The organism is Streptomyces sp. NBC_00016, from assembly GCF_045040885.1.
Classification (GTDB): domain Bacteria; phylum Actinomycetota; class Actinomycetes; order Streptomycetales; family Streptomycetaceae; genus Streptomyces; species Streptomyces coriariae.
Genome location: NZ_CP108304.1, coordinates 3,495,219 through 3,518,614, shown reverse-complemented (window position 1 = coordinate 3,518,614; position 23,396 = coordinate 3,495,219). Strand labels below are relative to the sequence as shown.

Below are 23,396 nucleotides of genomic sequence, written 5' to 3'. Positions count from 1 at the left end.
AGGGGGCGCGAGGGGCGTGCCCCGTCGTGCGGCGGCGAAGGGTGCGCCCTCCCGGCCGCCGGACGTCACCCCCGTGCGTCTCCCGTGAACTTCGCGCTGGTCAGCGATGACTCGACGCGCCAGCCCAGTGACTCGTACAGTGCCCGCCCCTGTGGTGTGGCTCCCAGCACCCCGGTCCGGGCGCCCTGTGCGAGCGCCGCGTGCTGCAGGGTCCGCATGACGAGGGCGCCGAGCCCGCGGCGGCGGTGGCCGGGGGAGGTCTCGATCTGGTCGACGACCGCCGTGCCGCCGGTCGGGGCGATCTGCCCGCGCGCGGCCAGGGAGCCGTCCGGGGCGGCGATCATGGTGCGGGTCACGCCGCCGCGCGACCAGGTGCGGGTCCGGTAGCCGTCGGGGGCGGAACCCGGCGCGACGTCGGGGAGCGTGGCGGTCATCAGGAAGCCGGGCTCGGGGTCGATCCACCAGCCGGGCCCCAGCCAGGGCCCGACCACGGCGGGGTCGGCGAACACCTTCAGCCACACGCCGGCCCCGGTCACCGCGCCCGCCACCTTCCGGACGGCCGGCTCCGACACCGCGCTGTCCGTCGCGCCGAACACGTGCCGACTGGCGTGCTGGATCCCCGCTCCCACGTCGACGGTCCAGCCCCACGGCTCGGCCACGGGCGGAGCCGCCCCGCGCGACACGACCCACCCGTCCACCCATGCCTGGACGAAACGATCCACAGGAATCCCCCCCCCAGAGCGGCTCGGTAAGAGCCTTAATGCTTGTTGAACCATTACGTCCGACCGTAAGGGCGAAGCCGCCCACCGGAACAGTCGTGATCGCCCACAGCGAACGGGCCGCCTCCCGGGGAACATTCGGAGACTCACGTGCATTGAGTCGGCATAGCTCAACTTGACTGCCTAAGGGGAGATCATGGCATCGACGTCCGCTCCGCTCACCCTGCCCGTGCTGCCTCTCGACGACGAGGTCGTGCTCCCCGGCATGGTGGTTCCGCTGGACCTCAACGACACCGACGTTCGCGCCGCGGTGGAGGCCGCCCAGGCCGCCGCCCGTTCAACACCGGGCAAGCCTCAGGTACTCCTGGTGCCGCGCCTCGACGGGACCTACGCGAGCACCGGTGTGCTCGGCACCGTCGAACAGGTCGGCCGGCTGGCCGACGGCGACCCGGGCGCGCTGATCCGCGGCCGCGGCCGCGTGCAGATCGGCGCCGGCACCACCGGGCCCGGCGCGGCGCTGTGGGTCGAGGGGACGAGGGTCGACCGGACCGTCCCCGAGCCGCTGCCCGGTCACGTCGCCGAACTCGTCAAGGAGTACAAGGCGCTCGCCACCGCCTGGCTGCGCAAGCGCGCCGCCTGGCAGGTCGTCGACCGCGTCCAGGCCATCGACGACGTCTCCGCGCTCGCCGACAACTCCGGTTACTCGCCGTTCCTGACCACCGAACAGAAGGTGGAGCTCCTGGAGACCGCCGACCCGGTGGCCCGTCTGAAGCTCGCCACCCAGCAGCTGCGCGACCACCTCGCCGAGCAGGACGTCGCCGAGACCATCGCCAAGGACGTCCAGGAGGGCGTCGACAAGCAGCAGCGCGAGTTCCTGCTGCGGCGCCAGCTCGAGGCCGTGCGCAAGGAGCTGCGCGAGCTCAACGGCGAGCAGGAGGGCGAGGAGTCCGACGACTACCGCGCCCGCGTCGAGGCCGCCGACCTGCCCGAGAAGGTCCGCGAGGCGGCCCTCAAGGAGGTCGACAAGCTGGAGCGGTCCAGCGACCAGTCGCCGGAGGGCTCCTGGATCCGCACCTGGCTGGACACCGTCCTCGAACTGCCGTGGAACGAGCGCACCGAGGACCGGTACGACATCCAGGGCGCTCGCGCCGTCCTCGACGCCGAGCACGCCGGCCTGGACGACGTGAAGGAGCGGATCACCGAGTACCTCGCGGTGCGCAAGCGGCGCGGCGAGCGCGGCCTGGGTGTCGTGGGCGGGCGGCGCGGCGGTGCCGTGCTCGCGCTCGTCGGCCCGCCCGGCGTCGGCAAGACCAGCCTCGGCGAGTCCGTCGCCCACGCCATGGGCCGAAAGTTCGTCCGCGTCGCCCTCGGCGGCGTCCGCGACGAGGCCGAGATCCGCGGCCACCGCCGTACGTACGTCGGCGCGCTGCCCGGCCGGATCGTGCGGGCGATCAAGGAGGCCGGGTCGCTGAACCCGGTGGTGCTCCTCGACGAGATCGACAAGGTGGGATCCGACTTCCGGGGCGACCCGGCGGCCGCCCTGCTGGAGGTCCTGGACCCGGCGCAGAACCACACGTTCCGCGACCACTACCTGGAGGTCGAGCTCGACCTGTCGGACGTGGTCTTCCTCGCCACCGCCAACGTGCTCGAAGCCATCCCGGAGGCCCTGCTCGACCGTATGGAGCTGGTCCGCCTCGACGGCTACACCGAGGACGAGAAGGTCGTCATCGCCCGCGACCACCTGCTCCCGCGCCAGCTGGAGCGGGCGGGCCTGGACAAGGACGAGGTGGCCCTCGACGAGAGCGCGCTGCGCAAGCTCGCCGGCGAGTACACCCGCGAGGCGGGGGTGCGCACCCTGGAGCGGTCCATCGCGCGGCTGCTGCGCAAGGTCGCGGCCCAGCACGAACTGGGCGAGCGGAAGCTGCCGTTCACCATCGGGGACGAGGATCTGCGCGGGCTGATCGGCCGGCCGCACCACGTGCCCGAGTCCGCCCAGGACCCGGCCGAGCGCCGGACCGCGGTGCCCGGTGTCGCGACCGGTCTCGCGGTCACCGGCGCCGGCGGAGACGTCCTCTTCGTCGAGGCGTCGCTGGCCGACCCGGAGACCGGCGCGGCGGGCCTGACCCTGACCGGTCAGCTCGGCGACGTGATGAAGGAGTCGGCACAGATCGCGCTCAGCTTCCTGCGCAGCCACGGCGCCGAACTGGAGCTGCCGGTGGGCGACCTGAAGGACCGGGGCGTGCACATCCACTTCCCGGCGGGCGCGGTCCCGAAGGACGGCCCCAGCGCGGGCGTCACGATGACGACGGCCCTCGCCTCCCTGCTGTCCGGCCGGCTCGTCCGCACGGACGTGGCCATGACCGGCGAGGTCTCCCTGACCGGCCGGGTCCTGCCGATCGGCGGCGTGAAGCAGAAGCTGCTCGCCGCGCACCGGGCGGGCGTCACCACCGTCGTCATCCCCAAGCGCAACGAGCCCGACCTGGACGACGTCCCGGCGGAGGTGCTGGACAAGCTCGACGTCCACGCCGTCACGGACGTCCGCCAGGTCCTGGAACTGGCGCTCGCGCCCGCCACGAACGGCGCGGCGCCGGAGGTTCCGGTCGCGGCGTGACGGACGCGACCGGAGAGGGGAAGGCCCGGGTCCCGTGAGGGAGGCCCGGGCCTTCCCGGTTCCGCCGCGGACCCGCATCGGGGTCCTGGGAAGCGCCGCCGGTCCCTGCCTGCGAAATACTTAAGAGCTGCGCCGATGGCGGCGACCGGCGAGATCAGGGGTGCTGACGTGCACGAGGACACAAACGGCGACGGACGCGACAGCGGGTCCGACACGTCGTCGCGCGGTGTGGAGCAGGGCGACCGGGAGTTCCTGTCCCTGGAGCGGGAACTCACGGTGCTGCTGCGCCGCGCCCGCGCCAACCAGGGGGAGATGGCCCGTGAGGTCCACCCGGACCTGGAGTCCGCCGCCTACGGGCTCCTCGTCCGGCTGGAGGAGTGCGGCCGCCAGCGCGCCACGGAACTCGCCGGCTACATCGGCGTCGGCAAGGCCACCATGTCCCGCCAGCTGCGCGCCCTGGAGCAACTCGGGCTGGTCGCCCGCGAGCCGGACCCGGCGGACGGCCGCGCCTGGCTCGTCGACCTCACCGAGGAGGGCCGCACCCGGGTGAGGCGGGTCCGCGAGGCCCGCCGCGAGCGGTACGTCACGCACTTCTCCGACTGGGACCGCCAAGAGGTCGCGGAGCTGGCCCGGCTGCTCCACCAGCTGAACATCGGGATGGAGAAGTAGCCGACGCGGACACGACCCCGAGGGACGCGACGGCGCCGTTCACAGCTCCACGCACACCACCGTCGCGTCGTCGTGCGTCTTCGCCCGGCCCAGCAGGGCCCGCCCGGCGTCGTCGTCCGCCCGCTCCAGCGCCCGGACCCGCTCCACCAGCGCCTGCGCGCCCTCCTCACGAACGAGGGTGAACAGGTCCGTCCAGTCGCCCTCCCGGAAGAGCTCCGTCCAGCGGGTGGCCCCGTCCGACAGCGCGGCCAGCGAGCTGACCTCCGCGCGCGGCACGCTCGCGGTGACCGCGCGGGCGGCCACCGCGGGGTCCGCCGCGGCCGTGAAGAACCCGCCCTCCTTGTTGCGGAGCGTGCCGTCGACGACCTCGGCGCTCCGCAGCTGGGCGCGCGGCAGGCGGGCCAGCCGGTCGTCGCGGACGGGGGTGACCGTGCCGTCCGGGGCGGTCAGCAGCAGCGTCGCGTCGCACAGGACCAGGTACTCGACGGATCGCGGCGACCAACGCGCGAGGACCACGGTGGCCTGTGGGGTGCGTGGGTGAGAAAGGTCACAGGTTTCCGCATGGGCCCCGGCGGTACGTGCGATGCCGAGGGCGAGCGCCTCGGCCAGGGGAACATCCGGGAGTGAAACGGTCAGTTCGGTCAGGGCGCCGCCGAGTCGCGCCGTGAACCAGGGGACCGAATGCAGACAGCCGGCGCCGCCCGGGGGCGGTGTCACCCCGTCCAGCAGGACAAGCGAACCGCCCTGTCCGGAGGCGGGGAGTCCGACGCTCGCGAAGTCCTCGTTGGGACGGGCCCGGTCGCCGGCCTCCGACACAAGTTCCGTACGCATTCGGACAGTCTGCACGACCCCTCCACAGCCTTCGCAAAAGGCTGGCATCGCACCCCGAACTTACGTACCGCCGCAGGTCAGGCGCCTGGTTTGGGTAGGAATAAAGCACTCCGGGAATGCGTGGCGGCGAATACTGTCAAAGCCCGCCGCCCACGTCCAACCGGCCTGCCGTGCAGGGCCGCTGCACGCGCCAGAGGAACTTGCCCGCCAACTCTCTCCCGATGTTCACTCCTTCGGGTGGCGGGGCAAGCGATGCGAGGCCCCTGCCCACCGGCACTGGGAGGGTCGGAAACCGTACCGGACGTACGCGTCAGTTGACGGAGCGTCACATCCGGCCCATGGCACACGAGTCAGGAATGCGAGCACCGGTGCAGAAGACGCGGCCTCGGCGTACAGGCAGGCAGACGGCCTCCGAGGGGGGCGCGGAGCGCACCCCTGTCGGCAAGGGCCGTCCCACCCATGTACGCAACCGGCTGATCGTCGCGGTGGCCGTCGTGGCCGCCGCCGTCGCCGGGGCGGGCGCCCCCTCGATCCTCGCCGCCTCAGGGCAGCTGAAGGACTCCCAGGACCTGGTCACCCTGGCCGAACAGACCCAGGACGCCCTCGCGCTCGCCCAGTCCCTGGCGGACGAGCGCGACGAGGTCACCGCCTACGTGGCGGCCGGCCGGGTGAAGTCCAAGGCGCCCTCCGCCCAGGGCAGCGCCCGGGTGGACCGGCAGGCGGGCGAGCTGACCGCCGGGACGGACGTCTCCGCGGCGCTGCGCGAGGCCCTCGCCTCCGTGCCGTCCGTGCGCCAGTCGGCCCTCACCGGCAAGAGCACCGCGCTCCAGGCGCACGAGGCGTACTCCCGGGCCATCGCCGCCCTCCATGTGCTCGTCGACCGGCTGGCGGAGGAGATGCCGCCCCGCGCGGGCTCCGGCGCGTACGCCCTCGCCGAGCTAGACACCGTCGTCCAGCAGGCCTCCGCGACCCGGGGGCTGCTGCTCGCGGCGCTGAACGTGCCGACCAGCACCGAGACCGAATACGACCCCGTCACCGGCCGGTCGGTCACCGAGAAGGTCTCCTCGGACGCCGACACCAAGCAGCGCGACGCGCTCACCGCCGCCGCGCAGCAGGCCCGCCTGCGCTCCGACGCGGCCCTCGCCGACTTCCGGGAGGGCGCGCCGCAGGAGACGGTGGCCTCGTACGACTCCACGGTCACCGGCGGCGACGTCGACACCGCCGAGGCCTACCTCGCCGCCCTCACCGACCAGCCGAAGCTGAGCGGCGGCGAACTCGACACCAGCGTCAAGAAGCTCGACGCCGCGCTCTCCGCCCGGGTCGACCTGATGCGCGGGGTCGAGTCCTCGCTGTACGGCCACCGCGCCGAGGACCTGGCCCGGATGCGGGACGACGACGTCACCGACCTGGAGCTGCGCGTCACCCTCCTCGGGGCCCTGATGCTGCTGACGGTCGTCGTCGCCACGGGCATGGCACGCAGCCTCACCCGCCCGCTGTCCGTCCTGCGCCGGGGATCGGCGCGACTGGCGGGGGCCGAGCACCCGGCGGCGGAGGAACCGGTCCGGTTCACCGGCCGCAACGACGAGTTCGCGCAGGTCGTCCGTTCCGTCAACGCCCTGCACGAGCACGCCGTGGCGCTCCACGAGCGCGTCGGCACCCTGGAGTCCGATCGCAAGCACCTCGTCGGGCAGCGCCAGCGGATGGCCGACGCCCGCGAGGAACTGCGCACCGAACTCGCCGACTCCGCGGCCCAGTTGGACGGCCTGCGGGACAGCATCGGCGGCACCTTCGTCAACCTCGCCCTGCGCACTCTGGGCCTCGTCGAGCGCCAACTGGCGGTCATCGAGGGGCTGGAGGAGCGCGAGCAGGACCCCGACCGGCTGGCCACGCTCTTCAAGCTCGACCACTTCGCCACGGTCATGCGCCGCCACAGCGAGAACCTGCTGGTCCTGGCCGGTACGGAACACGTCCAGCAGCACGCGGGCCCGATCCCGCTGGTGGACGTGGTCCGCGCGGCGGTCAGTGAGATCGAGCGGTACGAGCGGGTACGCATCTCCGCGCTCCCGCCGCACGCGCACGTGGCGGGATTCGCCGCGGACGACCTCTCCCACCTGCTGGCCGAACTCATGGAGAACGCCACCTCGTTCTCCCCGCCGGACCTGCCCGTCGAGGTCTCCGGCTGGCTCCTGGAGAACGGCGAGGTCATGCTCTCCGTCCAGGACGAGGGCATCGGCATGGCCGAGGACCGGATGAGCCGCCTCAACGCCCGCCTCGCCGAGTTCGACCCGGAGACGCCGTACGACCAGGAGGGCGAGGAGGGTCTCGGCCTCGGCCTGTACGTGGTGGCCCGGCTCGCCCACCGGCACGGGGCGCGGGTGCGGCTGCGCGAGCAGAAGCAGGGTGGGGTGGCGGCGGTCGTCGTCCTGCCGACCGCGCTTCTCGCCGCGGCCCCGGCCGCCGCGGTCCCGGTGACGAATCCGACGGCCACCCCCCAGTCCTTCTCGCTGCCGGGCGCCGACGCCGAAGCCAACTCCAATGTCCTGCCGGGCCGTAAGCCCGCGGACCCGCTGGTCGCGCTGGCGGAGAGCGCGGTACGGCAGGCGGAGACCCCGGCCGGGACGCCCACCCCGGCTCCGGCGGAACTCCCGGCCGAGACGCCGGCTCCGCCGCGGACCTCGGCCGGGACCCCGACGCGGATCCCGGCAGGGACGCCGGCCGAGACGCCGGCCGAGACGACGATGGAACTGCTGCTGCCGAGCCTGCAGGGCGAGGACGCGGCGGACGCCGAGGAGACCGACGGGGCGGGGGAGACCGACGCGGCGGGGGAGCAGAGCACCGCCGCCGTCCTCGCCCCCGACCCGGCGACCGCCGACCGCGCGGACATCCCACCGGGCCCACCCGTACCCGACGAAGGACACCCCGCGGGCGAGGCCGAGGCGGAACACGCGGAACACACCCGCACACCGGACGCCCCGGAAGAGCTCGTCACGGACAAGGGCCTCCCGAAGCGCACTCCCAAGATCACCGCACCCACCCAAGCCCCGCGCCAGCGGACCGGTTCCGTCGACGCGGACGCCCTCCGCCGCCGTCTGGGCGGTTTCCGCCGGGGAGCGGAGGCCGGCTACCGCGACGTGGAAGCCGAAATCGCCGAACGGACGGGCCAGAACCAGGTCCCGTCCCCCGAAGCAGCTCGAAAAACGACTCAAGAAGCACGCGCACACGCCGAAGAAAGCACGGGGGGCACAGTCGAGGAGGCAAGCAGTTGACCGCGCCCAGTACCTTCGGACTGAGCAGTGAAGCCCGTAACCTGCACTGGCTGTTGACCAACCTCGTGGAGGAAGTACCCGGCATCCAGTCCGTCGCCGTCGTCTCCTCGGACGGCCTGCTCCTGCTGTCCTCCGACCCGGGCCGCAACCTCGAGGCCCGCGAGGCCCGGGAGGCAAAACCCTCCGGCCCGCGCGGCTCCTCCGCCGATCTCGCCACCATCGTCTCCGGCATCGGCAGCCTCACCATCGGCGCCGCCAAGCTCATGGCCTTCGGCGGGGTCAGGCACACCATGGTCGCCATGGACGAGGGCAGCCTCTTCGTCATGTCGATCAGCGACGGCTCGCTCCTCGGCGTGCACGGCTCCGCCGACTGCGACATGAGCGTGGTGGCGTACCACATGGCCCTCTTCGTGGGCCGTGCCGGACACGTCCTGACCCCGGAACTGCGCAGCGAGCTACGGCAGTCACTGGAGTCCGAGGAGACGGGGGGCGTCCGATGAGCGCCGTCCCGAAGCAGCCCCGGGGTGACCGGCAGCAGCTCCCCGTGCGGGGCGGCGACCGCAAGCCGGCCCGGGTGCGCCCCTACTCGCTCACCGGCGGCCGTACCCGCTTCGGGCACGTCCTGCTGGTGGAGACCTTCGTGGCGGCCCTCGAAGCCCCCGAAGAACGCAAGGAACTGACTGGGGGCACCTCCCATGTGCTGAGCTATGGGGGAGGGTCGCTCAAGGCCACGGTCATGCCGGAACTGCGGGCCATCGTCGAACTGTGCCGCCGTATGCGCACGGTGGCCGAGATCGCCGCGCTGCTGAAGATGCCCCTCGGCGTGGTCCGGGTGCTCCTCAGCGACCTCGCGGACCAGGGAAAGATCCGTGTGTACGGCACCGGTACCGCTCACGGTACGGGCCGTCCCGACCGCGCTCTGCTGGAAAGGGTGCTGAGTGGACTCCGTCGTCTCTGACGCCGCTCGTGGCGTCTCCCCCTTCGTCGAGGCCGAACCCGACGAGCCCCTGCAGCCCTGGCAGACGGACCGCACCCGTGCCCCCATCGCCACGAAGATCGTGGTGGCGGGCGGTTTCGGCGTCGGCAAGACCACGCTGGTGGGCACCGTCTCGGAGATCGAGCCCCTCCAGACGGAGGCGCTGATGACCGAGGCCAGCGAGGGGACCGACGACCTCACCGGCACCCCGGAGAAGGTCACCACGACGGTCGCCATGGACTACGGCCGGCTCACCCTCGACGACGACCTGGTGCTCTACCTGTTCGGTACGCCGGGTCAGCAGCGGTTCTGGTTCATGTGGGACGACCTGGTGCGCGGCGCGATCGGCGCGGTCGTGCTGGCCGACACCCGCCGGCTGAAGGACTGCTTCCCCGCGCTGGACTACTTCGAGAGCTGCGGGCTGCCGTACGTCGTCGCCGTCAACCACTTCGACGGCAGCGAGGCGTTCGAGCCGGCGGACGTGCGGGAGGCGCTGACGATCCCCGCGCACATACCTGTCATGATCATGGATGCGCGGCGCCGGATCTCGGTGATCGAGACCCTCCTGGCCCTGGTGGGCCACGCGCTCGACGAAACCCCCGAGTAAGGCCCTTCAAGGAGAGTCCCCCGCATGCGGAAGATACTCGTCGTCGGAGCCGGCCAGTCCGGTCTCCAGCTCGCCCTCGGCCTCCAGTCGCACGGGTACGAGGTCACCCTGATGTCGAACCGGACGGCGGACGAGATCCGCTCCGGCCGGGTCATGTCGACGCAGTGCATGTTCCACACCGCCCTCCAGCACGAGCGCGACCTCCAGCTGAACTTCTGGGAGCAGCAGGCCCCGAAGATCGGCGGGCTCGGCGTCTCGGTGGCGGCCCCCGGTTCGCACGACCCGGGCCCCACGCAGCGCGCGATCGACTGGCTGGGCAGGCTCGACGGGTACGCGCAGTCCGTCGACCAGCGGGTGAAGATGGCCGGCTGGATGGAGACGTTCGCCCAGCGCGGCGGGCAGCTGGTGATCCACGGCGCGGCGGTCTCCGACCTCGACTACTTCTCCCGCGCCTACGACCTGGTCATGGTCTCGGCCGGCAAGGGCGAGCTCGTCCAGATGTTCGGCCGCGACCCGGAGCGCTCCCCCTACAGCGAGCCGCAGCGCGCCCTCGCCGTCGCCTACGTGCACGGACTGGGCCCGCGCCCGGAGCACCCGGACCTGGACGCGGTCCGCTGCAACCTCGTCCCCGGCGTCGGCGAACTGTTCGTCATGCCGACGCTCACCACCTCCGGCCGCGCGGACATCCTGTTCTGGGAGGGCATACCCGGCGGCCCGCTGGACGCCTTCAAGGGCGTCAAGGACCCGGCCGAGCACCTCTCCCTGACCCTGGAGCTCATGGAGAAGTTCACGCCCTGGGAGTACGCGCGGGCCACCAAGGTCGAACTGACCGACGCCGGCGGCACCCTGGCCGGCCGCTACGCGCCCACCGTCCGCAACCCCGTCGGCCGCCTCCCCGGTGGCGGTCTGGTGCTCGGCGTCGCCGACGTCGTCGTCGCCAACGACCCGATCACCGGGCAGGGCTCCAACTCGGCGTCCAAGTGCGCGGCCGCGTACCTCTCCTCGATCCTCGAGCGCGGCGAGAAGGAGTTCGACGAGGAGTGGATGCGCGCCACCTTCGACCGGTACTGGGACACCGCCCAGCACGTCACCAAGTGGACCAACGCGATGCTGGCCCCGCCGCCGGAGCACATCATCAACCTGCTGGGCGCGGCCGGGCAGCTGCCCCCCGTGGCTGATCGTTTCGCCAACGCCTTCAACGACCCGGCCGACTTCGAGAACTTCTTCTACGAGCCCGAGAAGACGGGCGCCTATCTGGCCTCGGTCACGGGAGCCTGAGCAGAGGCCTGAGCAGAGGCCTGAGCAGAGGCCTGAGCAGAGGCCTGAGCGGGGCTCTTGACGGGAGCCCGAGCGGGAGCGGGAGCGGGCGGCGCGTCCGGGCGTACGGCTCCGAGGACCGGTTGGGCCGCGATCTCGGTGATCTTGACCTGTTCGCCGGTTCGCGGCGCCTGGACCACCTTGCCCGCGCCCAGATACATCGCGACATGAGTGGCCTCGGGGAAGTAGATCACCAGGTCGCCGGGGCGCAGCCGGGTCAGCGGGATCCTCGGCAGGCGCGCCCACTGCTCCTCGCTGGTCCGCGGGATCGCTGTCCCGGCGTGCCCCCAGGCCTCGGACGTCAGGCCCGAGCAGTCGTACGACCTCGGGCCTTCCGCGCCCCACTCGTACGGCTTCCCGATCTGCCGTACGGCGTACCGCACGGCCTTCTCGCCCTCCTTCGACGGCTTGTGGTCCTCGTCGAGCGCGCCGGACGCCATGAGCTTCTCCTGCGCCCGCGCCACGCCGTTCCGTTCCAGTTCGGCGAGGGCGGCGAGCTGCTCGGCGGTGAGGGAGGCGAGGAGTTCCTCGACGTCGGCCAGGCGCCGGGTCACGTCGTCACGCTCCTTCTTCCGGCGTTCGGTGAGGGTGAGCTGTTCGTCGAGTGCGGCGCGGGCCTTGCGGGCCAGCCCGTCGGCCAGGCGTTCGCCGCTCGCCAGCCGTCCGACCGTCCCGGCCCGTTCGCGCGCCAACTGGCCGATCAGATGCCCCTGGTCGAGGGCGTGCTGCGGATCGCGGGCGAGCAGCAGCCGTACGTACGGGGAGATGTCGGTGCTGCCCTGGTACTGCTGGCGGGCCAGCCGTCCGGCCGCGCCCCGGCTCCGGTGCAGGGAGAGCCGGGCCTTCACCAGGGCGGCGTCCAGCCGCCCGGTCTCGGCCCGCCGCCGCTTCAGCTGTTCCTCGGTGGCGTTGAAGGCCTCGGTGGCCCGTTCGGCCTCCTGGTACAGCCGCTGAAGCTCCGTCAGGAGTTCGGCAACGGTCCGCTCTTCGTCGTCCGGGCCGTCCGGACTGTCCGTCGCGGCCGCCGACGGTTCCTCCGGGTCCGGCTTCTCCGGCTTCTCCGGTGTCTCCGGCTTCTCCGGTGTCGTCACCGTCCGTGCGCCGGGCTCCGGGGGCTCCGGTGCCGCCACGGCGAGCCCGGGGCCCAGGACGGCCTGTACGGCGAGCGCAGCCGTCGCGACCGTACAGGCCAGACGCAGCAGTCTTCCTGACACGCCATCACCTCCGCTGCGGGGTGGCCCCTCCATCCCGTAGGGCGAGCATCAGGCGCGCGTGCGCGGCCCGCGCGCTGGAGGTGCGCGGTTCGGCGCAACGGGGTCACTCGTCGGCGTCGTCCCGCCGTCCGCCCGGCGTGGCGTCGGGCGCGGTGCCGGACGTGGTGTCGGACTCGGTGCCGGACGTGGTGCCGGGTTTCGACCACGGCCACTTCAGTCCGCTCGGGCCGCCGCTCCACCTGCCCGCGCCCTTGTCGCCCTCGGCGGCGAACTCGTACTTCCAGCCCTGGGGCAGTCCGAGCTTCCTGCTGTGGCCGCGCGGCACGCGCCGGTAGACCAGGACGGTGGGCGGCCCGCCGGCCGCGTCGGGGACGGGGATGCGGTACGTCTTCGGCGGGTGCCCGGTGGGGCCCAGCAGCACGGGCAGCACCCGGCCGTCCATGGGGCCGCCCTCGAAGGGGGTGTCTTGGCTCTTCACCGCACCAGTGTCGATCAGGTCTCCGCCGCGAGCGCACCCCGGACCAGTTCGGCGGTCTGCGCGTCCCGCGCCCCGGTCACCGTGAGGAGGGCCACGAACTGGTCCACCAGCCAGTCCCGCAGCTCGTCGGCGGGCGGCTGCTTGTCCTCGTCGAGCCAGATGAGGGAGGCCGCCTCGACCGCGGTGATCCACATCCGTACGGTCATCCGGAGCCGCGGCCCGGGATCCGGGACCCCCAGGTGGCTGTAGATGTGCTCGGCGGCGGCCCGCCGTACGCCGTCGACGATGGCGGTCGTCCGGGACGTCTCGACGACGCTGCCGCCCTGGAGCAGGGCGCTGAAGCCGGCGTCGTGACGGCCGACGAACGTCAGGTAGCGGTCGAGGGCGCGGGCGAGGCGGGGGAGCAGCGGGCCGTCGTGGGGCTCGTCGAAGCAGTGGTGCAGCTCCTCGGCTGCGGAGCGCAGGGCGGCCTCGTAGAGCTGCTGCTTGCCGCCGGGGAAGTACCGGTAGACGAGCGGCCGGGACACCCCGGCGGCCTCCGCCACGTCGTCCAGCGAGACGTCCTCGGGGACGCGGTGCGCGAAGAGCGAGAGCGCGGCCTCGAGCAGCTGGCTGCGGCGCTCCTCGACGCTGAGGCGACGGTAGGCGGGGGCGGCGGGGGTCATGACGTGCAGCGTAATCGCCCACCCCCGCCCCGTGCCCGCCGCCGGGTCACGCCAGCAGTCCGGACGACCTCCACAGCCGCCGCCCGACGCCCCGCAGCACCCCGATGTCGTCCAGGAAGTCCGTCAGCTTCTTGGATCCCGTCTGCATGACCTCCCGCCGGTGCCCGCTCGCCCGCACCTGCGCCACGGCCTCCCGCTGGTCCAGGCCCACGTTCGTGTAGACGTCCGGATTCACGAACGCCACGGAGAACACCCGCGCGAACTCGCCCGACGTGACCCTGGTGAACTCCTGGGACCACTTCGGCGCCGTCATCATCTGGCGGCGCAGCTCCTCACGGGCGTAGCGCACGTGCCGGGCCTCCTCCACGACGTGGATCCGGGTGACGCCCCGGACCAGCGGCTGGACCCGCTCGTCGGGGAAGGTCAGCCGCTGCATCCAGTCGAGGACCTCCTCGCCGAGCAGGGTCGCGGTGAAGGAGCCGGGGGTCGTGGAGATCGTCTTGAACAACCGGCCCAGGTTCTGGTGGGCGCGGCTCACCGGGTAGTAGGGCGTCCCGCCCTGGGTGATCAGCCGGGCGAACATCTTCGAGTGACGGCACTCGTCCTCTATCTCGGTCAGCGCGTACCGCACATGCGCGCTCGTCGCCGCCTTGTCGTAGATGTGCCGGACGAGCAGCTGCATGAGGATCAGCTCGAACCAGATCCCGAGCGAGGCGAGCGCGGCGGCCTCGTGCCGGGACAGCAGGATCCGCTGTTCCTCGCTCATCCGCCGCCACATCGGCGTGTCGTACAGCGACACCAGCTCCGGCGGCCAGAACCACTTGCCCTCCTCGAAGGGGGCGTCCCAGTCCAGCTCCTTGTCTGGGTCGAACGAGTGCTTGGCGGAGGACGCGAGCAGCCGCTCGGCCACCTGCTCCCGGTCCTTGAGCAGGCCCAGCGCGTCCCGCAGCCCTTCCAGCGCGTCGGCATCGGTGAGGGTCGTCATGGCTCTTATGAGACTGCTTGTCAGCAAGGCCGTCAATCCCTCACGCACCATTTATTGATCCGGGTCCCGAACGGGTGTCTGCGAGAATCGGCCCCCACGAGCCGTAGGGGGAACCGACTTGAGCTCCGCGCACGGAAACGACGCCGACCGCGCCGCCGCCCGCCGCAGTCTGGAGGGCCTGGCCCTCGGGGACGCGTTCGGGGAGCGCTGGTTCCCGCTCTTCCGGGATCCCCGGCAGGCGTACGAGGAGGTCCGCGCCCGCCGGATGCCCGAGGAACCGGACTGGCACTGGACCGACGACACGGCGATGGCCCTCGGCCTCGTCCGGGTGCTCGACCAGTACGGGGAGGTGCGGCAGCGGGACCTCGCCCTCGCCTTCGCGCTCGGCTTCGACGCCGATCCGGCCCGCGGCTACGGCCACGGCATGCACCAGCTGCTGCCCCGACTGCTCCAGGAACCCGACCGGTGGCCCGAGTTCAGCCGCGAGCTCTTCGGCGGCGAGGGCAGCCTCGGCAACGGGTCCGCGATGCGGGTGGCGCCGCTGGGTGCCTGGTTCCGCTCCAGTCTTCGCCGGGTCGTCGAGCAGGCCACCCGCTCCGCCGAGGTCACCCACGCCCACCCGGAGGGCATCGCGGGCGCGGTCGCCGTGGCGGTGGCGGCGGCGCTCTCCACGCGTCGGCGGCTGAGCATCGCCGCGGTGGCCGAGCTGACCCCGGACAGCGCCACCCGCGACGGCCTCGCCCGCGCCGCCGAACTCCCCTTCACCACCGAGCCGTGGAAGGCCTCCGACCTCCTCGGCAACGGCCAGCGCATCCGCGCCGACGACACCGTGCCCTTCGCCGTCTGGTGCGCCGCCCGCCATCCCGACGACCTCGTCGCCGCGCTGTGGGCCACCGCCGAGGGCTTCGGCGACGTCGACACCACCTGCGCCATCACCGGCGGCATCGTGGCCGCCCGTACCGGCGTCGACGCCGTCCCCGCAGCGTGGCTGGAGCGCCGGGAACCCCTGCCCGGGAAGGCGGGGCACCGATGACCGCCGAGGTGCAGCCCATTGCCGCGCTCCGGGTGCGCAACTCCGGCAGTGAGCTGCTCGAACTCATCCTCGAGCCGTACGGCAGCGATCACTGGATGCGACCCGGCGAGACCTTCGTGATCTGGACGCTCGGGTGGCCGGGCGACGGGGTGTCCGAGGCGGCCGGGACGTCCGAGGCGTTCGAAGTGGACCACAGTCCGGGGACGGTGACCGTGTACGCCGAGGTGCTGCCCGCCTACGTCGGGGACGTCGACGGCAACGAGATCGACTGCGGCCACAACAGGCCCCGGCCCGGCGGCCCGTTCCGGATCGAGCTTCCCTAGCCCCTGGCCCCTGGCCCCTGGCCCCTCGGCCGGCCGAACGGCGGCGGGGGAGCGGCCGGGCCGACCGGCCGGCGGGGGAACAGCCGGGCCGGCGCCCAGCTGCTCCGCCCGACGGGTCCGGCCGACGGGTCCGGCCGACCGGCTAGACCGAGCAGCCCAGGTCCTCCGGTACCGAGAATGTCGTCGGCTCCGCGCCCTGTGCGGGGAAGGCCGTGCGCAGGCCGAAGGCGTACGGGGTCGGGCCGTTCGCGCGCAGATGGAGGAGGCGGGACTCGGCCTCCGCGACCGTCGGGCGGTGGCCCGCCGGGACCCACCACAGGGCCGTCATCGCCTCCGCCACCCGCTCGAACCACTCCCGGCGGCGCGAGAGCAGCTCGCGGTGCTGCCCCTGGTACATGAACGTGGTCAGGGCGTCGATGTCCCGCCACACCGTCATGTTGATGATCAGCCAGGAGTCCCCGAAGACCTGGATGTCGGTCGCGTTGCCCCCGTCGGACTGGAGCCGCCAGACATAGCCGTCCGCCGCCTCCGCGGTGGCGTTGACCGGATCGAGAGCGTCCACGAAGTCCTTCAACTCCGGTGAGTCCAAGGGAAACTTGAGGCGGGAGATGTTGACCTGGGCGAGTTCGAAAGCGGCGGTATCGGTGACGTTCTCAGCTCTCGTGGCAGTCATGAGCGAACCGTAGGACGCCCCTGTGCGGTCCCGGTACCCCCCGTCTCACGACTTGAGCACCGCCTCCATCACCGCCCGGGCGATCGGCGCCGCCATCCCGCCCCCGGTGATGTCCCCGCGGCGGGCCGACCCGTCCTCGACCACCACCGCGACCGCCACGCTCGGCTCCATGTCCCGCTCACCCCGCGCCCAGGAGACGAACCAGGCGTACGGGATCCCGGCGTTGCCGAGACCGTGCTGGGCGGTGCCGGTCTTGCCGCCGACGACCGCGCCGGGGATCGCGGCGTTCGTGCCGGTGCCCTCCCGCACCACGTCCACCATCAGCTCCCGCATCAACCGCGCCGTCGAGGGGTGCATCGCCTGGCGGGACGGGCGGGAACCGGCCGTGGCCACCGTGGCCCCGCCGCGCCGTGTCGTCCGCTCCACCAGGTACGGCGTGCGCACCTGCCCCCCGTCGGCCACGGCCGCCGACACCATCGCCATCTGCAGCGGGGTCGCCCGGGTGTTGAACTGGCCGATCGAGGACAGCGCCAGCTGCGCCTGGTCGAGCGAGGTGTCGAAGGTGCTCGGCGCGACGGCGAACGGGATCCGCACGTCCGCGTCGTTGAAACCGAACGCCTGCGCCGTCCGGGTCATCCGGGCCAGTCCCGTGTCCACGCCGAGCTTCGCGAACACCGTGTTGCACGACCACTCGAAGGCGTCCCGCAGCGGCGCGTCCTCGCAGCCGGGGCCCTCGTTCGTCAGGCCCGTCGTCGTCCCGGGCAGCCGGTAGGGGGCGGGGGAGTCGGTGGCCGCGTCGAGGTCGGTGATCACCCCCGCGTCCAGTGCCGCCGCCGCGGTGACCACCTTGAACGTCGATCCCGGCGGATACGTCTGGCGCGCCGCCCGGTTCAGCATCGGCTTGTCCGGATCGCCGTTCAGCCGCACCCAGGCCCGTTCGGCCGCGGCGTCGTTCCCGGACAGCACGGCGGGGTCGTACGAGGGACTGGACACCAGCGCCAGCACCCGCCCCGTCGACGGCTCGACCGCCGCCACCGCGCCCTTGCGCCCGCCCAGCCCCTCGTACGCGGCCTGCTGGGCCCGGCGGTTCAGGGTCGTCACCACGTTGCCGCCGGGCGGCCGGCCGTGCGTGACGTCGTTCCACAGCGGGAACGGCGAGAGCATCGGATCGGTACCCGAGAGCACGTCGTCCCCGGTGTGCTCCAGGAGCGTCGTCCCGTACACCTGCGAGGCGAAGCCGGTCACCGGCGCGTACAGCGGCCCGTCGCGGTACGTGCGCTCGTAGCGCAGCTGCTCACCGGTGTCCCGGGAGCCGGTCACGGGGGCGCCGTCGACCAGGATGTCGCCGCGCGGCTGGGCGTAACGGGCGATGGAGTCGCGCCGGTTGGCCGGGTTGTCGTCGTACCTGCCGGACTGGACGACCTGGACGCGCAGGGCGTTGACCAGGAGCGCCACCAGCAGCAGGGCGCAGAAGGCGGCGGCGTGCCGGATGTGCCGGGTCAACCGGGCCTCCGTGGGTCCTCGTCGTGGAGTGTGGCGTGGAGTTGGGCGTGGGGTGGGTCGTGGGGTGTGGGGTGCGGTGTGCCGTGCGGGGTCCGGCGCGGCGCGTCGTGGGCGGCGTGGCGCGGCCGCCGCGCGGAGTCGCTCACCCGGATCAGCAGCGCCACGATCGCCCAGTTGGTGACGACCGAGGAGCCGCCCTGCGCCAGGAACGGCATCGCCATGCCGGTCAGCGGGATCAGCCCGGTCACCCCACCCGCGATCACGAACACCTGGAGCGCCACGATCGAGGCGAGGCCGGTCGCCAGCAGCCGGCCGAAGGGGTCGCGCAGGGAGAGGCCCGCCCGGTAGCCGCGCTCCACCAGCAGGCCGTAGAGGAGGAAGAGGGCCGAAAGGCCCACCAGGCCCAGTTCCTCGCCCGCCGTCGCCAGGATGAAGTCCGACTTCGCGGCGAAGCCGATGAGGACGGAGTGGCCGAGGCCGAGCCCGGTGCCGGACATCCCGCCGGCCGCGAAGGAGAACAGCGACTGCGCGAGCTGGTTGGGGCCCTCACCGGCCTCGATCGTCGCGAACGGGTGCAGCCAGTCCTCGACCCTGCTGTGCACATGCGGCTCCAGGCGGCCGACGGCGACCGCCCCGAGCGAGGCGAGCAGCAGCCCGACGGCGATCCAGCCGGTGCGGCCGGTGGCGACGTAGAGCATGACGACGAACAGCCCGAAGAAGAGCAGCGACGTGCCGAGGTCCCGCTCCAGCACCAGCACGCCGACGCTCAGCAGCCAGATCGTGACGATCGGGCCGAGGACGCGCCCGGTGGGCAGCTGGAGCCGTTCGAAACGCCAGATCTTGCGGCCCGCGTACGCCAGCGCCGTGCGGTTGGCCGCCAGGTACGAGGCGAAGAACACCGCCAGCAGCACCTTCGCGAACTCGCCCGGCTGGATGGAGAACCCGGCGATCCGGATCCAGATACGGGCGCCGTTCACGGCCGGGAAGAGGATCGGCAGCGCGAGGAGGGCGAGCGCGGCGACCACACAGACGTACGCGTACCGCTGGAGCAGACGGTGGTCGCGCAGCGCGGCGACGACCATGATGAACAGGGCCACCCCGAGCGTGGACCACACCAGTTGGGTGGGTGCCGCCCGGTCGCCCGGCGTCTCCAGGTCGAGCCGGTAGATCAGCACCAGGCCCATCCCGTTGAGCAGTACCGCGATGGGGAGGAGCAGCGGGTCGGCGCAGGGGGCGCGCAGCCGCACCGCGAGGTGCGCCAGCAGCGCGAGCACGCCGAGCCCGGCGCCGTAACCGGCGGCGCCGGGCGGGACGGTGCCGTCCTTCGCGAGGCCGACAGCGCAGTAGCCGTACACGGAGAGCAGCACGGCCAGGACGATGAGGGAGAGTTCGACGCCTCGGCGCCGGGGGAGGAGCGCCGCGGGGGCGGGCGCGTCGGCCGCCGCCACGGTGGTTCCGGCGCTGGTGGTGCCCGCACCGGCTCCTGCTCCTGTCCCTGATTCCGTCCCGGCTCCCGTCCCGGCTCCCGTCCCGGCTCCCGCTCCCGTCCCTGGTCCGACTCCGGCTTTCGTCATGTCCGGAACCTACCCAAATATGACCCCTTGTGGGCCTTGGATGCTTTCGTGTCAGTGCCGGATCAGCACCAGCGAGGTGCCGTCCCGATGGTGTCGATGTAACGCGCCGAGCCCCAGGCCCAGGTGCCGTCCGTGAGCAGGTACCAGAGGGAGTCGCCCTGGACGTTCTGGCCCGGGGTCTTGCAGAAGATCGAGACGATCTCGCCGCGATGGGCCACACGGATCACCTGGCTGGCTCGGGTGGGCGCGCTGCGCAGGAGCAGTTCGCTCGCGGTGACGCGCCCGCGGTAGAGCCGGGAGTCGTTCTGGTTGCCGTCGCCGGACTGCCAGTCACCCCCGTCGGACTGCCAGTTGGTGTCACTCCCGCCGGACTGCCAATCGCCCCCACCGGACTGCCAGTCACCCCCGCCGGACTGCCAGCTTCCGTTCTGGTTGCCCTGGCCGTTCTGGTTGCCTTGGCCCCCGCCTTGGTTCTGGTTGCCCTGGCCTCCGCCTTGGTTCTGGTTGCCTTGGCCGGCACCTTGGTTCTGGTTGCCCTGGCCTCCGCCTTGGTTCTGGTTGCCTTGGCCCCCGCCCTGGTTCTGGTTGCCCTGGCCTCCGCCTTGGTTCTGGTTGCCTTGGCCCCCGCCCTGGTTCTGGTTGCCCTGGCCTCCGCCTTGGTTCTGGTTGCCTTGGCCGGCACCTTGGTTCTGGTTGCCCTGGCCTCCGCCTTGGCTCTGGTTGCCTTGGCCCCCGCCCTGGTTCTGGTTGCCCTGGCCTCCGCCTTGGTTCTGGTTGCCTTGGCCGGCACCTTGGTTCTGGTTGCCCTGGCCGTTCTGGTTGCCCTGGCCTCCGCCTTGGTTCTGGTTGCCTTGGCCTCCGCCCTGGTTCTGGTTGCCTTGGCCCCCGCCCTGGTTCTGGTTGCCCTGGCCGTCCCCGCCGCCCTGGTTCTGGTTCCCTTGGCCGTCTTCGCCGCCCTGGTTCAGCCAGTCGGACGAGCCGTCGTCCTGGGTGGTGAGGCTGTCGCCGTCCCAGTCGTCGGCGATGGCCGGGGCGACGGCCGCGGTGGCGGCGAGGGTGCCGGCCGCGGCGAGTATGGCGAGGCGGGTGAGAGCGGTACGCAGGGGCATGGCGATACCTCCATGAAGAGGGTGAAGCTGACTAATCGCCACATTAGGATCGGTTCGCGCGTGTCGCCCGTCACGCTGCGCCATCGGGGAGGACGCTCCTGGCGGGAGGCGTCTGAGGGAGCGTCAGTGTCGCCACCGCACCGCCGTCCGGTGCGTTGGTGAACGTCAGCCGAGCGCCCAGCACCTCCGCCTGTCCGACCGCGATCGTCAGCCCGAGCCCGTGCCCCTTCGCCCCGCCCTCGGTACGGAACCGCTGCGGCCCGTGGGTGAGGAGGTACTCCGGATAGCCGTCCCCGTGGTCCCGCACGGTGACCACGGGCCCGTCCACCGACAGCACGACGGGCGACCGCCCGTGCCGGTGCGCGTTGGCGAGCAGGTTCCCCAGCACCCGCTCGAGGCGCCGCCGGTCGGTCTCCACGCGCGCGTCCCGGACGACCGTCACCTCGGTGCCGGTCGCCGAGGTCCCGGAGGTGCCCGAAGCCTCCGCCGTCCGCACCACGCGGACCGCCAGCGCGCCCAGCTCCTCGGCGTCCAGCTCCAGCCGCTCCCGCCCGGTGTCCAGGCGGGAGATCTCCAGCAGGTCCTCCGTCAGCGTGCGCAGCGCCGCCACCCGGTCGCGGACCAGCTCCGTCGGCCGCCCCGGCGGCAGCAGCTCCGCCGCCGCGTGCAGCCCGGTCAGCGGCGTGCGCAGCTCGTGCGCCACGTCGGCGGTGAACCGCTGCTCGCTCAGCAGCTTGCCCTGGAGCGAGGACGCCATGGAGTCCAGCGCGACGGCGACGGCCCCCACCTCGTCCTGCGGCCGGCCCGGTTCCCTCGTGCGGGGGTCGTCCACGCGCGCGTCCAGGTCGCCGGCGGTGATCCGCCTGGCCACCTGCGCGGTGGTGTGCAGCCGCCGGGTCACCCGGGTGACCGCTACGGCGCCGACCAGCAGCGTCGCGCCGATGGCCAGGATCGACGACCACAGGATCGCGGTGTCGAGGGCCTCGATGGTGCGAGCGCTCTGCGAGTAGTCGACCGGGACCGCGAGGGCCCGCGCACCGTCGACGGGACCGGCCGCCCACATCGTCGCGCGCCCCTGATGGTCGGCGACCATCGTGCCGCGCTCGCCGGCCAGCGCCAGTGCCCGCAATGACCCGGGCAGGCCCGGCGGATCGAGGCTCGCGCCCCACTCGAGGGTGTCCCCGGCCTCGAACGCCGCCGTCGCGTCCTTCAGCCGGGAGAGCGCGAGGTCACGGGCCTGTCCGACGGTCTGGTTCGTCACCGAGACATGCACGAGTACGCCGAGCAGGGCGGCCAGCGCACAGCACATCACGGTGATGAAGACGGCGGCCTTCACGGCGAGCGTGCCGGCCCACGAGGGAAACGCGAGCCTCATCGGCCGCTCGCCGAAGAAGAGACGGAAGAGGAGGCGGCCGGGGTCGGGGCCGGGGCCGGGGCCGGGGAGGCGGAAGCGGTCGAGGTCGGGGACGCGGAGGGGTGGGGCGAGTACTTCCGGCCCCCGGTGCGCAGCATCTCGTCGTGCGTGAGCAGCATCGCCCGCTGCTGCTGGTCCCATGTCCACTGGAGGCGGTACTCGTAGCCCGCGACCTCCGAGGGGGCCCGGATGATCACGGACCGTCCGGCCAGTTCGACCCCGCTCACGGCGTCCTCGTAGGCCATGACCTGGACGAGTCTGTCCTTGCGTACGGTGTACACGCGGACGGCGGTCAGCTTGCCGGGCAGCTGCCGGAAGCCCAGTGTCAGGTCGTCGTGGCCGTCGCCGGTGAGGTCCCGGTAGTACGCCTTGAGTACGGGGCACCGGCTTCCCGCCGCCCCGCTCCTGCCGCAGTCGGCCATCCGGCGGGCCGTCTCGGCGTAGGTTCCCTGGGCGTAGTCGCCCGGATGCGTGGTGATCTCCTCGCGGACGACCGCGACCGGGTCCACCTTGCGGATGTCGCCGCCGGGCACCGTGATGCCCTTCACCACCTCGGTGTCCACCTCGCCGATGTCGAAGGCGGGACTGGAGGCGGGGGTCAGATCCGGCCAGAGCTTGTCCGGGCTGATCGCGGTCGGTGTCGCCCCGGCGCCCTGAAGCTCACCCGCGTCACCGCAGCCCACGGCGACCGAGGCCAGCAGGGCGACGGTGACGGCGGCGAGCCCGCGCCGGGCGGGACGGGAGAGGCGGAAGGGGCGGGAGGGACTACGGCGGGGCACGGGACTCCTGTGACTCCTCTGGAGATACGACGGTGTCAGGCCCGTACACCTTATTCGTATGGAAGTCCGTTTTGCGTACTGGTGGGCCGGGGGTGGCAAAGCACTGGAGGCGCCGGGGTCCTGACCATGGCGAAACGATTATTCGGCCAGTTCCTCCAAAAGCCTGGCCGTCGGCAGCCCCGCCCGCAGGTACTCCACGAACAACTCGTTGTGCAGGGCCCACGGTGAGCGCCGCGACCGTATCAGCCGGATCGCCTCCTCGGCCGAGTGCCCCCGGCGTACCAGCGTGTGGGCGATGACCAGGCCGGAGCGGTTGTAGCCGCTGTAGCAGCGGACGAGGACCGTCCGGCCGTCGTCCATCGCGTCCTCCGCGGCCCGCGCCAGGCGGATCACCCCGGCAAGCTGGGTCCCGTCCAGCGGACCGTCCGGAATCGGCCACACGTGATGCTGCACCCCGGGATCGGGCCCATGTCCCTGCCGGGCCCGTGTCAACGTCTGGACGAGATCGAACTCGCCTCGCACCACGGCGAGTTCCAGTTCGCCGGAGCGTCCCCGGAACTCGTGTCCGCCCATCCACAGGCCGGGCACGATCTCGCTCCACGGACGGTCCGGAGGCGGTACGTCGAGTTGCTTCCTGCGGGTTCGCAACG

At 72.5% G+C, this 23,396-nt stretch carries 22 protein-coding genes; 9 read left to right on the top strand and 13 right to left on the bottom strand.

Annotation, left to right across the window (positions count from 1 at the left end; translation table 11 throughout):
• Positions 1–65: 65 nt before the first annotated feature.
• Positions 66–722 (bottom strand): GNAT family N-acetyltransferase, encoded by a 657-nt coding sequence (locus OG933_RS15395; protein WP_405627505.1) that lies wholly within the window; start codon positions 720–722, stop codon positions 66–68.
• A 193-nt stretch (positions 723–915) separates the two neighbouring features.
• Between OG933_RS15395 and lon the strand changes: the two genes are divergently transcribed.
• Positions 916–3,330, top strand: coding sequence for an endopeptidase La (gene lon, locus OG933_RS15390; RefSeq protein WP_362526090.1), 2,415 nt, complete (start codon positions 916–918; stop codon positions 3,328–3,330).
• A 168-nt stretch (positions 3,331–3,498) separates the two neighbouring features.
• Complete coding sequence (locus OG933_RS15385; RefSeq protein ID WP_362272633.1) at positions 3,499–3,999, top strand: MarR family transcriptional regulator; 501 nt, start codon at positions 3,499–3,501, stop codon at positions 3,997–3,999.
• Positions 4,000–4,038: 39 nt separating this feature from the next.
• On the opposite strand, the gene OG933_RS15380 is transcribed toward OG933_RS15385, so the two are convergent.
• Positions 4,039–4,830 (bottom strand): hypothetical protein, encoded by a 792-nt coding sequence (locus tag OG933_RS15380; RefSeq protein WP_362526092.1) that lies wholly within the window; start codon positions 4,828–4,830, stop codon positions 4,039–4,041.
• Positions 4,831–5,198: 368 nt separating this feature from the next.
• Here OG933_RS15380 and OG933_RS15375 point away from each other — a divergent pair, with 368 nt between their 5' ends.
• The 5 genes from OG933_RS15375 to OG933_RS15355 are packed head-to-tail and all read left to right on the top strand — an operon-like array spanning position 5,199 to position 10,957.
• The gene (locus tag OG933_RS15375) at positions 5,199–8,096 is read left to right on the top strand and encodes a nitrate- and nitrite sensing domain-containing protein (RefSeq protein ID WP_405627503.1); all 2,898 of its coding nucleotides are present in this window, start codon (positions 5,199–5,201) and stop codon (positions 8,094–8,096) included.
• Positions 8,093–8,596: a hypothetical protein gene (locus tag OG933_RS15370; protein WP_054239956.1), complete on the top strand. Its 504-nt coding sequence runs from the start codon at positions 8,093–8,095 to the stop codon at positions 8,594–8,596. The genes OG933_RS15375 and OG933_RS15370 overlap by 4 nt, the downstream gene beginning before the upstream one ends.
• Complete coding sequence (locus OG933_RS15365; protein WP_362526096.1) at positions 8,593–9,054, top strand: DUF742 domain-containing protein; 462 nt, start codon at positions 8,593–8,595, stop codon at positions 9,052–9,054. The genes OG933_RS15370 and OG933_RS15365 overlap by 4 nt, the downstream gene beginning before the upstream one ends.
• A complete protein-coding gene (locus tag OG933_RS15360; RefSeq protein ID WP_054239954.1) occupies positions 9,035–9,679 on the top strand; it encodes an ATP/GTP-binding protein in 645 nt (214 codons plus the stop codon). The genes OG933_RS15365 and OG933_RS15360 overlap by 20 nt, the downstream gene beginning before the upstream one ends.
• A 24-nt stretch (positions 9,680–9,703) precedes the next feature.
• Positions 9,704–10,957, top strand: a complete 1,254-nt coding sequence (locus OG933_RS15355; protein WP_362526100.1) for a styrene monooxygenase/indole monooxygenase family protein — start codon at positions 9,704–9,706, stop codon at positions 10,955–10,957.
• Here the strand turns inward: OG933_RS15355 and OG933_RS15350 are convergent.
• From OG933_RS15350 to OG933_RS15335, 4 genes are all read right to left on the bottom strand, one after another.
• Positions 10,930–12,210, bottom strand: coding sequence for an NlpC/P60 family protein (locus tag OG933_RS15350; protein ID WP_405627501.1), 1,281 nt, complete (start codon positions 12,208–12,210; stop codon positions 10,930–10,932). The two genes, OG933_RS15355 and OG933_RS15350, sit on opposite strands and share 28 nt — an antisense overlap.
• Positions 12,211–12,313: 103 nt before the next feature.
• On the bottom strand, positions 12,314–12,688 hold the full coding sequence (locus OG933_RS15345) for a hypothetical protein (RefSeq protein WP_405627499.1): 375 nt from the start codon (positions 12,686–12,688) through the stop codon (positions 12,314–12,316).
• Between the two features lie 14 nt (positions 12,689–12,702).
• Positions 12,703–13,353 (bottom strand): TetR/AcrR family transcriptional regulator, encoded by a 651-nt coding sequence (locus OG933_RS15340; RefSeq protein WP_405627498.1) that lies wholly within the window; start codon positions 13,351–13,353, stop codon positions 12,703–12,705.
• 46 nt (positions 13,354–13,399) lie between these two features.
• Entirely contained in the window at positions 13,400–14,338 is a 939-nt protein-coding gene (locus tag OG933_RS15335; protein ID WP_405627496.1) for a diiron oxygenase, read from the bottom strand.
• Positions 14,339–14,456: 118 nt separating this feature from the next.
• Between OG933_RS15335 and OG933_RS15330 the strand changes: the two genes are divergently transcribed.
• The gene (locus OG933_RS15330; RefSeq protein WP_405627495.1) at positions 14,457–15,371 is read left to right on the top strand and encodes an ADP-ribosylglycohydrolase family protein; all 915 of its coding nucleotides are present in this window, start codon (positions 14,457–14,459) and stop codon (positions 15,369–15,371) included.
• A complete protein-coding gene (locus OG933_RS15325) occupies positions 15,368–15,694 on the top strand; it encodes a hypothetical protein (protein WP_362526112.1) in 327 nt (108 codons plus the stop codon). Before OG933_RS15330 ends, OG933_RS15325 begins: the two co-directional genes overlap by 4 nt.
• Positions 15,695–15,836: 142 nt before the next feature.
• Here OG933_RS15325 and OG933_RS15320 read toward each other — a convergent pair whose 3' ends face one another.
• The 7 genes from OG933_RS15320 to OG933_RS15290 all read right to left on the bottom strand — a co-directional run bounded on the left by OG933_RS15320 (position 15,837) and on the right by OG933_RS15290 (position 23,394).
• Positions 15,837–16,367 (bottom strand): DUF3291 domain-containing protein, encoded by a 531-nt coding sequence (locus OG933_RS15320; protein WP_405627494.1) that lies wholly within the window; start codon positions 16,365–16,367, stop codon positions 15,837–15,839.
• A gap of 45 nt (positions 16,368–16,412) precedes the next feature.
• Positions 16,413–17,870 (bottom strand): penicillin-binding protein 2, encoded by a 1,458-nt coding sequence (locus OG933_RS15315; protein WP_362526114.1) that lies wholly within the window; start codon positions 17,868–17,870, stop codon positions 16,413–16,415.
• Complete coding sequence (locus OG933_RS15310; RefSeq protein ID WP_405627492.1) at positions 17,867–19,444, bottom strand: FtsW/RodA/SpoVE family cell cycle protein; 1,578 nt, start codon at positions 19,442–19,444, stop codon at positions 17,867–17,869. The genes OG933_RS15315 and OG933_RS15310 overlap by 4 nt, the downstream gene beginning before the upstream one ends.
• A gap of 62 nt (positions 19,445–19,506) precedes the next feature.
• Entirely contained in the window at positions 19,507–20,553 is a 1,047-nt protein-coding gene (locus tag OG933_RS15305; protein ID WP_405627491.1) for an SH3 domain-containing protein, read from the bottom strand.
• Between the two features lie 70 nt (positions 20,554–20,623).
• Complete coding sequence (locus OG933_RS15300; protein WP_405627489.1) at positions 20,624–21,928, bottom strand: ATP-binding protein; 1,305 nt, start codon at positions 21,926–21,928, stop codon at positions 20,624–20,626.
• Positions 21,925–22,746, bottom strand: a complete 822-nt coding sequence (locus OG933_RS15295; RefSeq protein WP_405627487.1) for a hypothetical protein — start codon at positions 22,744–22,746, stop codon at positions 21,925–21,927. The genes OG933_RS15300 and OG933_RS15295 overlap by 4 nt, the downstream gene beginning before the upstream one ends.
• 138 nt (positions 22,747–22,884) lie before the next feature.
• Positions 22,885–23,394, bottom strand: a complete 510-nt coding sequence (locus tag OG933_RS15290) for a dual specificity protein phosphatase family protein (RefSeq protein ID WP_082412653.1) — start codon at positions 23,392–23,394, stop codon at positions 22,885–22,887.
• Between the last annotated feature and the right edge of the window lie 2 nt (positions 23,395–23,396).

Coding starts and splice junctions, on each gene's coding strand:
- lon (WP_362526090.1), top strand. CDS start 916: ATGGCATCGACGTCCGCTCCGCTCACCCTGCCCGTGCTGCCTCTCGAC.
- OG933_RS15380 (WP_362526092.1), bottom strand. CDS start 4,830: ATGCGTACGGAACTTGTGTCGGAGGCCGGCGACCGGGCCCGTCCCAAC.
- OG933_RS15365 (WP_362526096.1), top strand. CDS start 8,593: ATGAGCGCCGTCCCGAAGCAGCCCCGGGGTGACCGGCAGCAGCTCCCC.
- OG933_RS15355 (WP_362526100.1), top strand. CDS start 9,704: ATGCGGAAGATACTCGTCGTCGGAGCCGGCCAGTCCGGTCTCCAGCTC.
- OG933_RS15340 (WP_405627498.1), bottom strand. CDS start 13,353: ATGACCCCCGCCGCCCCCGCCTACCGTCGCCTCAGCGTCGAGGAGCGC.
- OG933_RS15335 (WP_405627496.1), bottom strand. CDS start 14,338: ATGACGACCCTCACCGATGCCGACGCGCTGGAAGGGCTGCGGGACGCG.
- OG933_RS15325 (WP_362526112.1), top strand. CDS start 15,368: ATGACCGCCGAGGTGCAGCCCATTGCCGCGCTCCGGGTGCGCAACTCC.
- OG933_RS15320 (WP_405627494.1), bottom strand. CDS start 16,367: ATGACTGCCACGAGAGCTGAGAACGTCACCGATACCGCCGCTTTCGAA.
- OG933_RS15310 (WP_405627492.1), bottom strand. CDS start 19,444: ATGACGAAAGCCGGAGTCGGACCAGGGACGGGAGCGGGAGCCGGGACG.
- OG933_RS15305 (WP_405627491.1), bottom strand. CDS start 20,553: ATGCCCCTGCGTACCGCTCTCACCCGCCTCGCCATACTCGCCGCGGCC.
- OG933_RS15300 (WP_405627489.1), bottom strand. CDS start 21,928: ATGAGGCTCGCGTTTCCCTCGTGGGCCGGCACGCTCGCCGTGAAGGCC.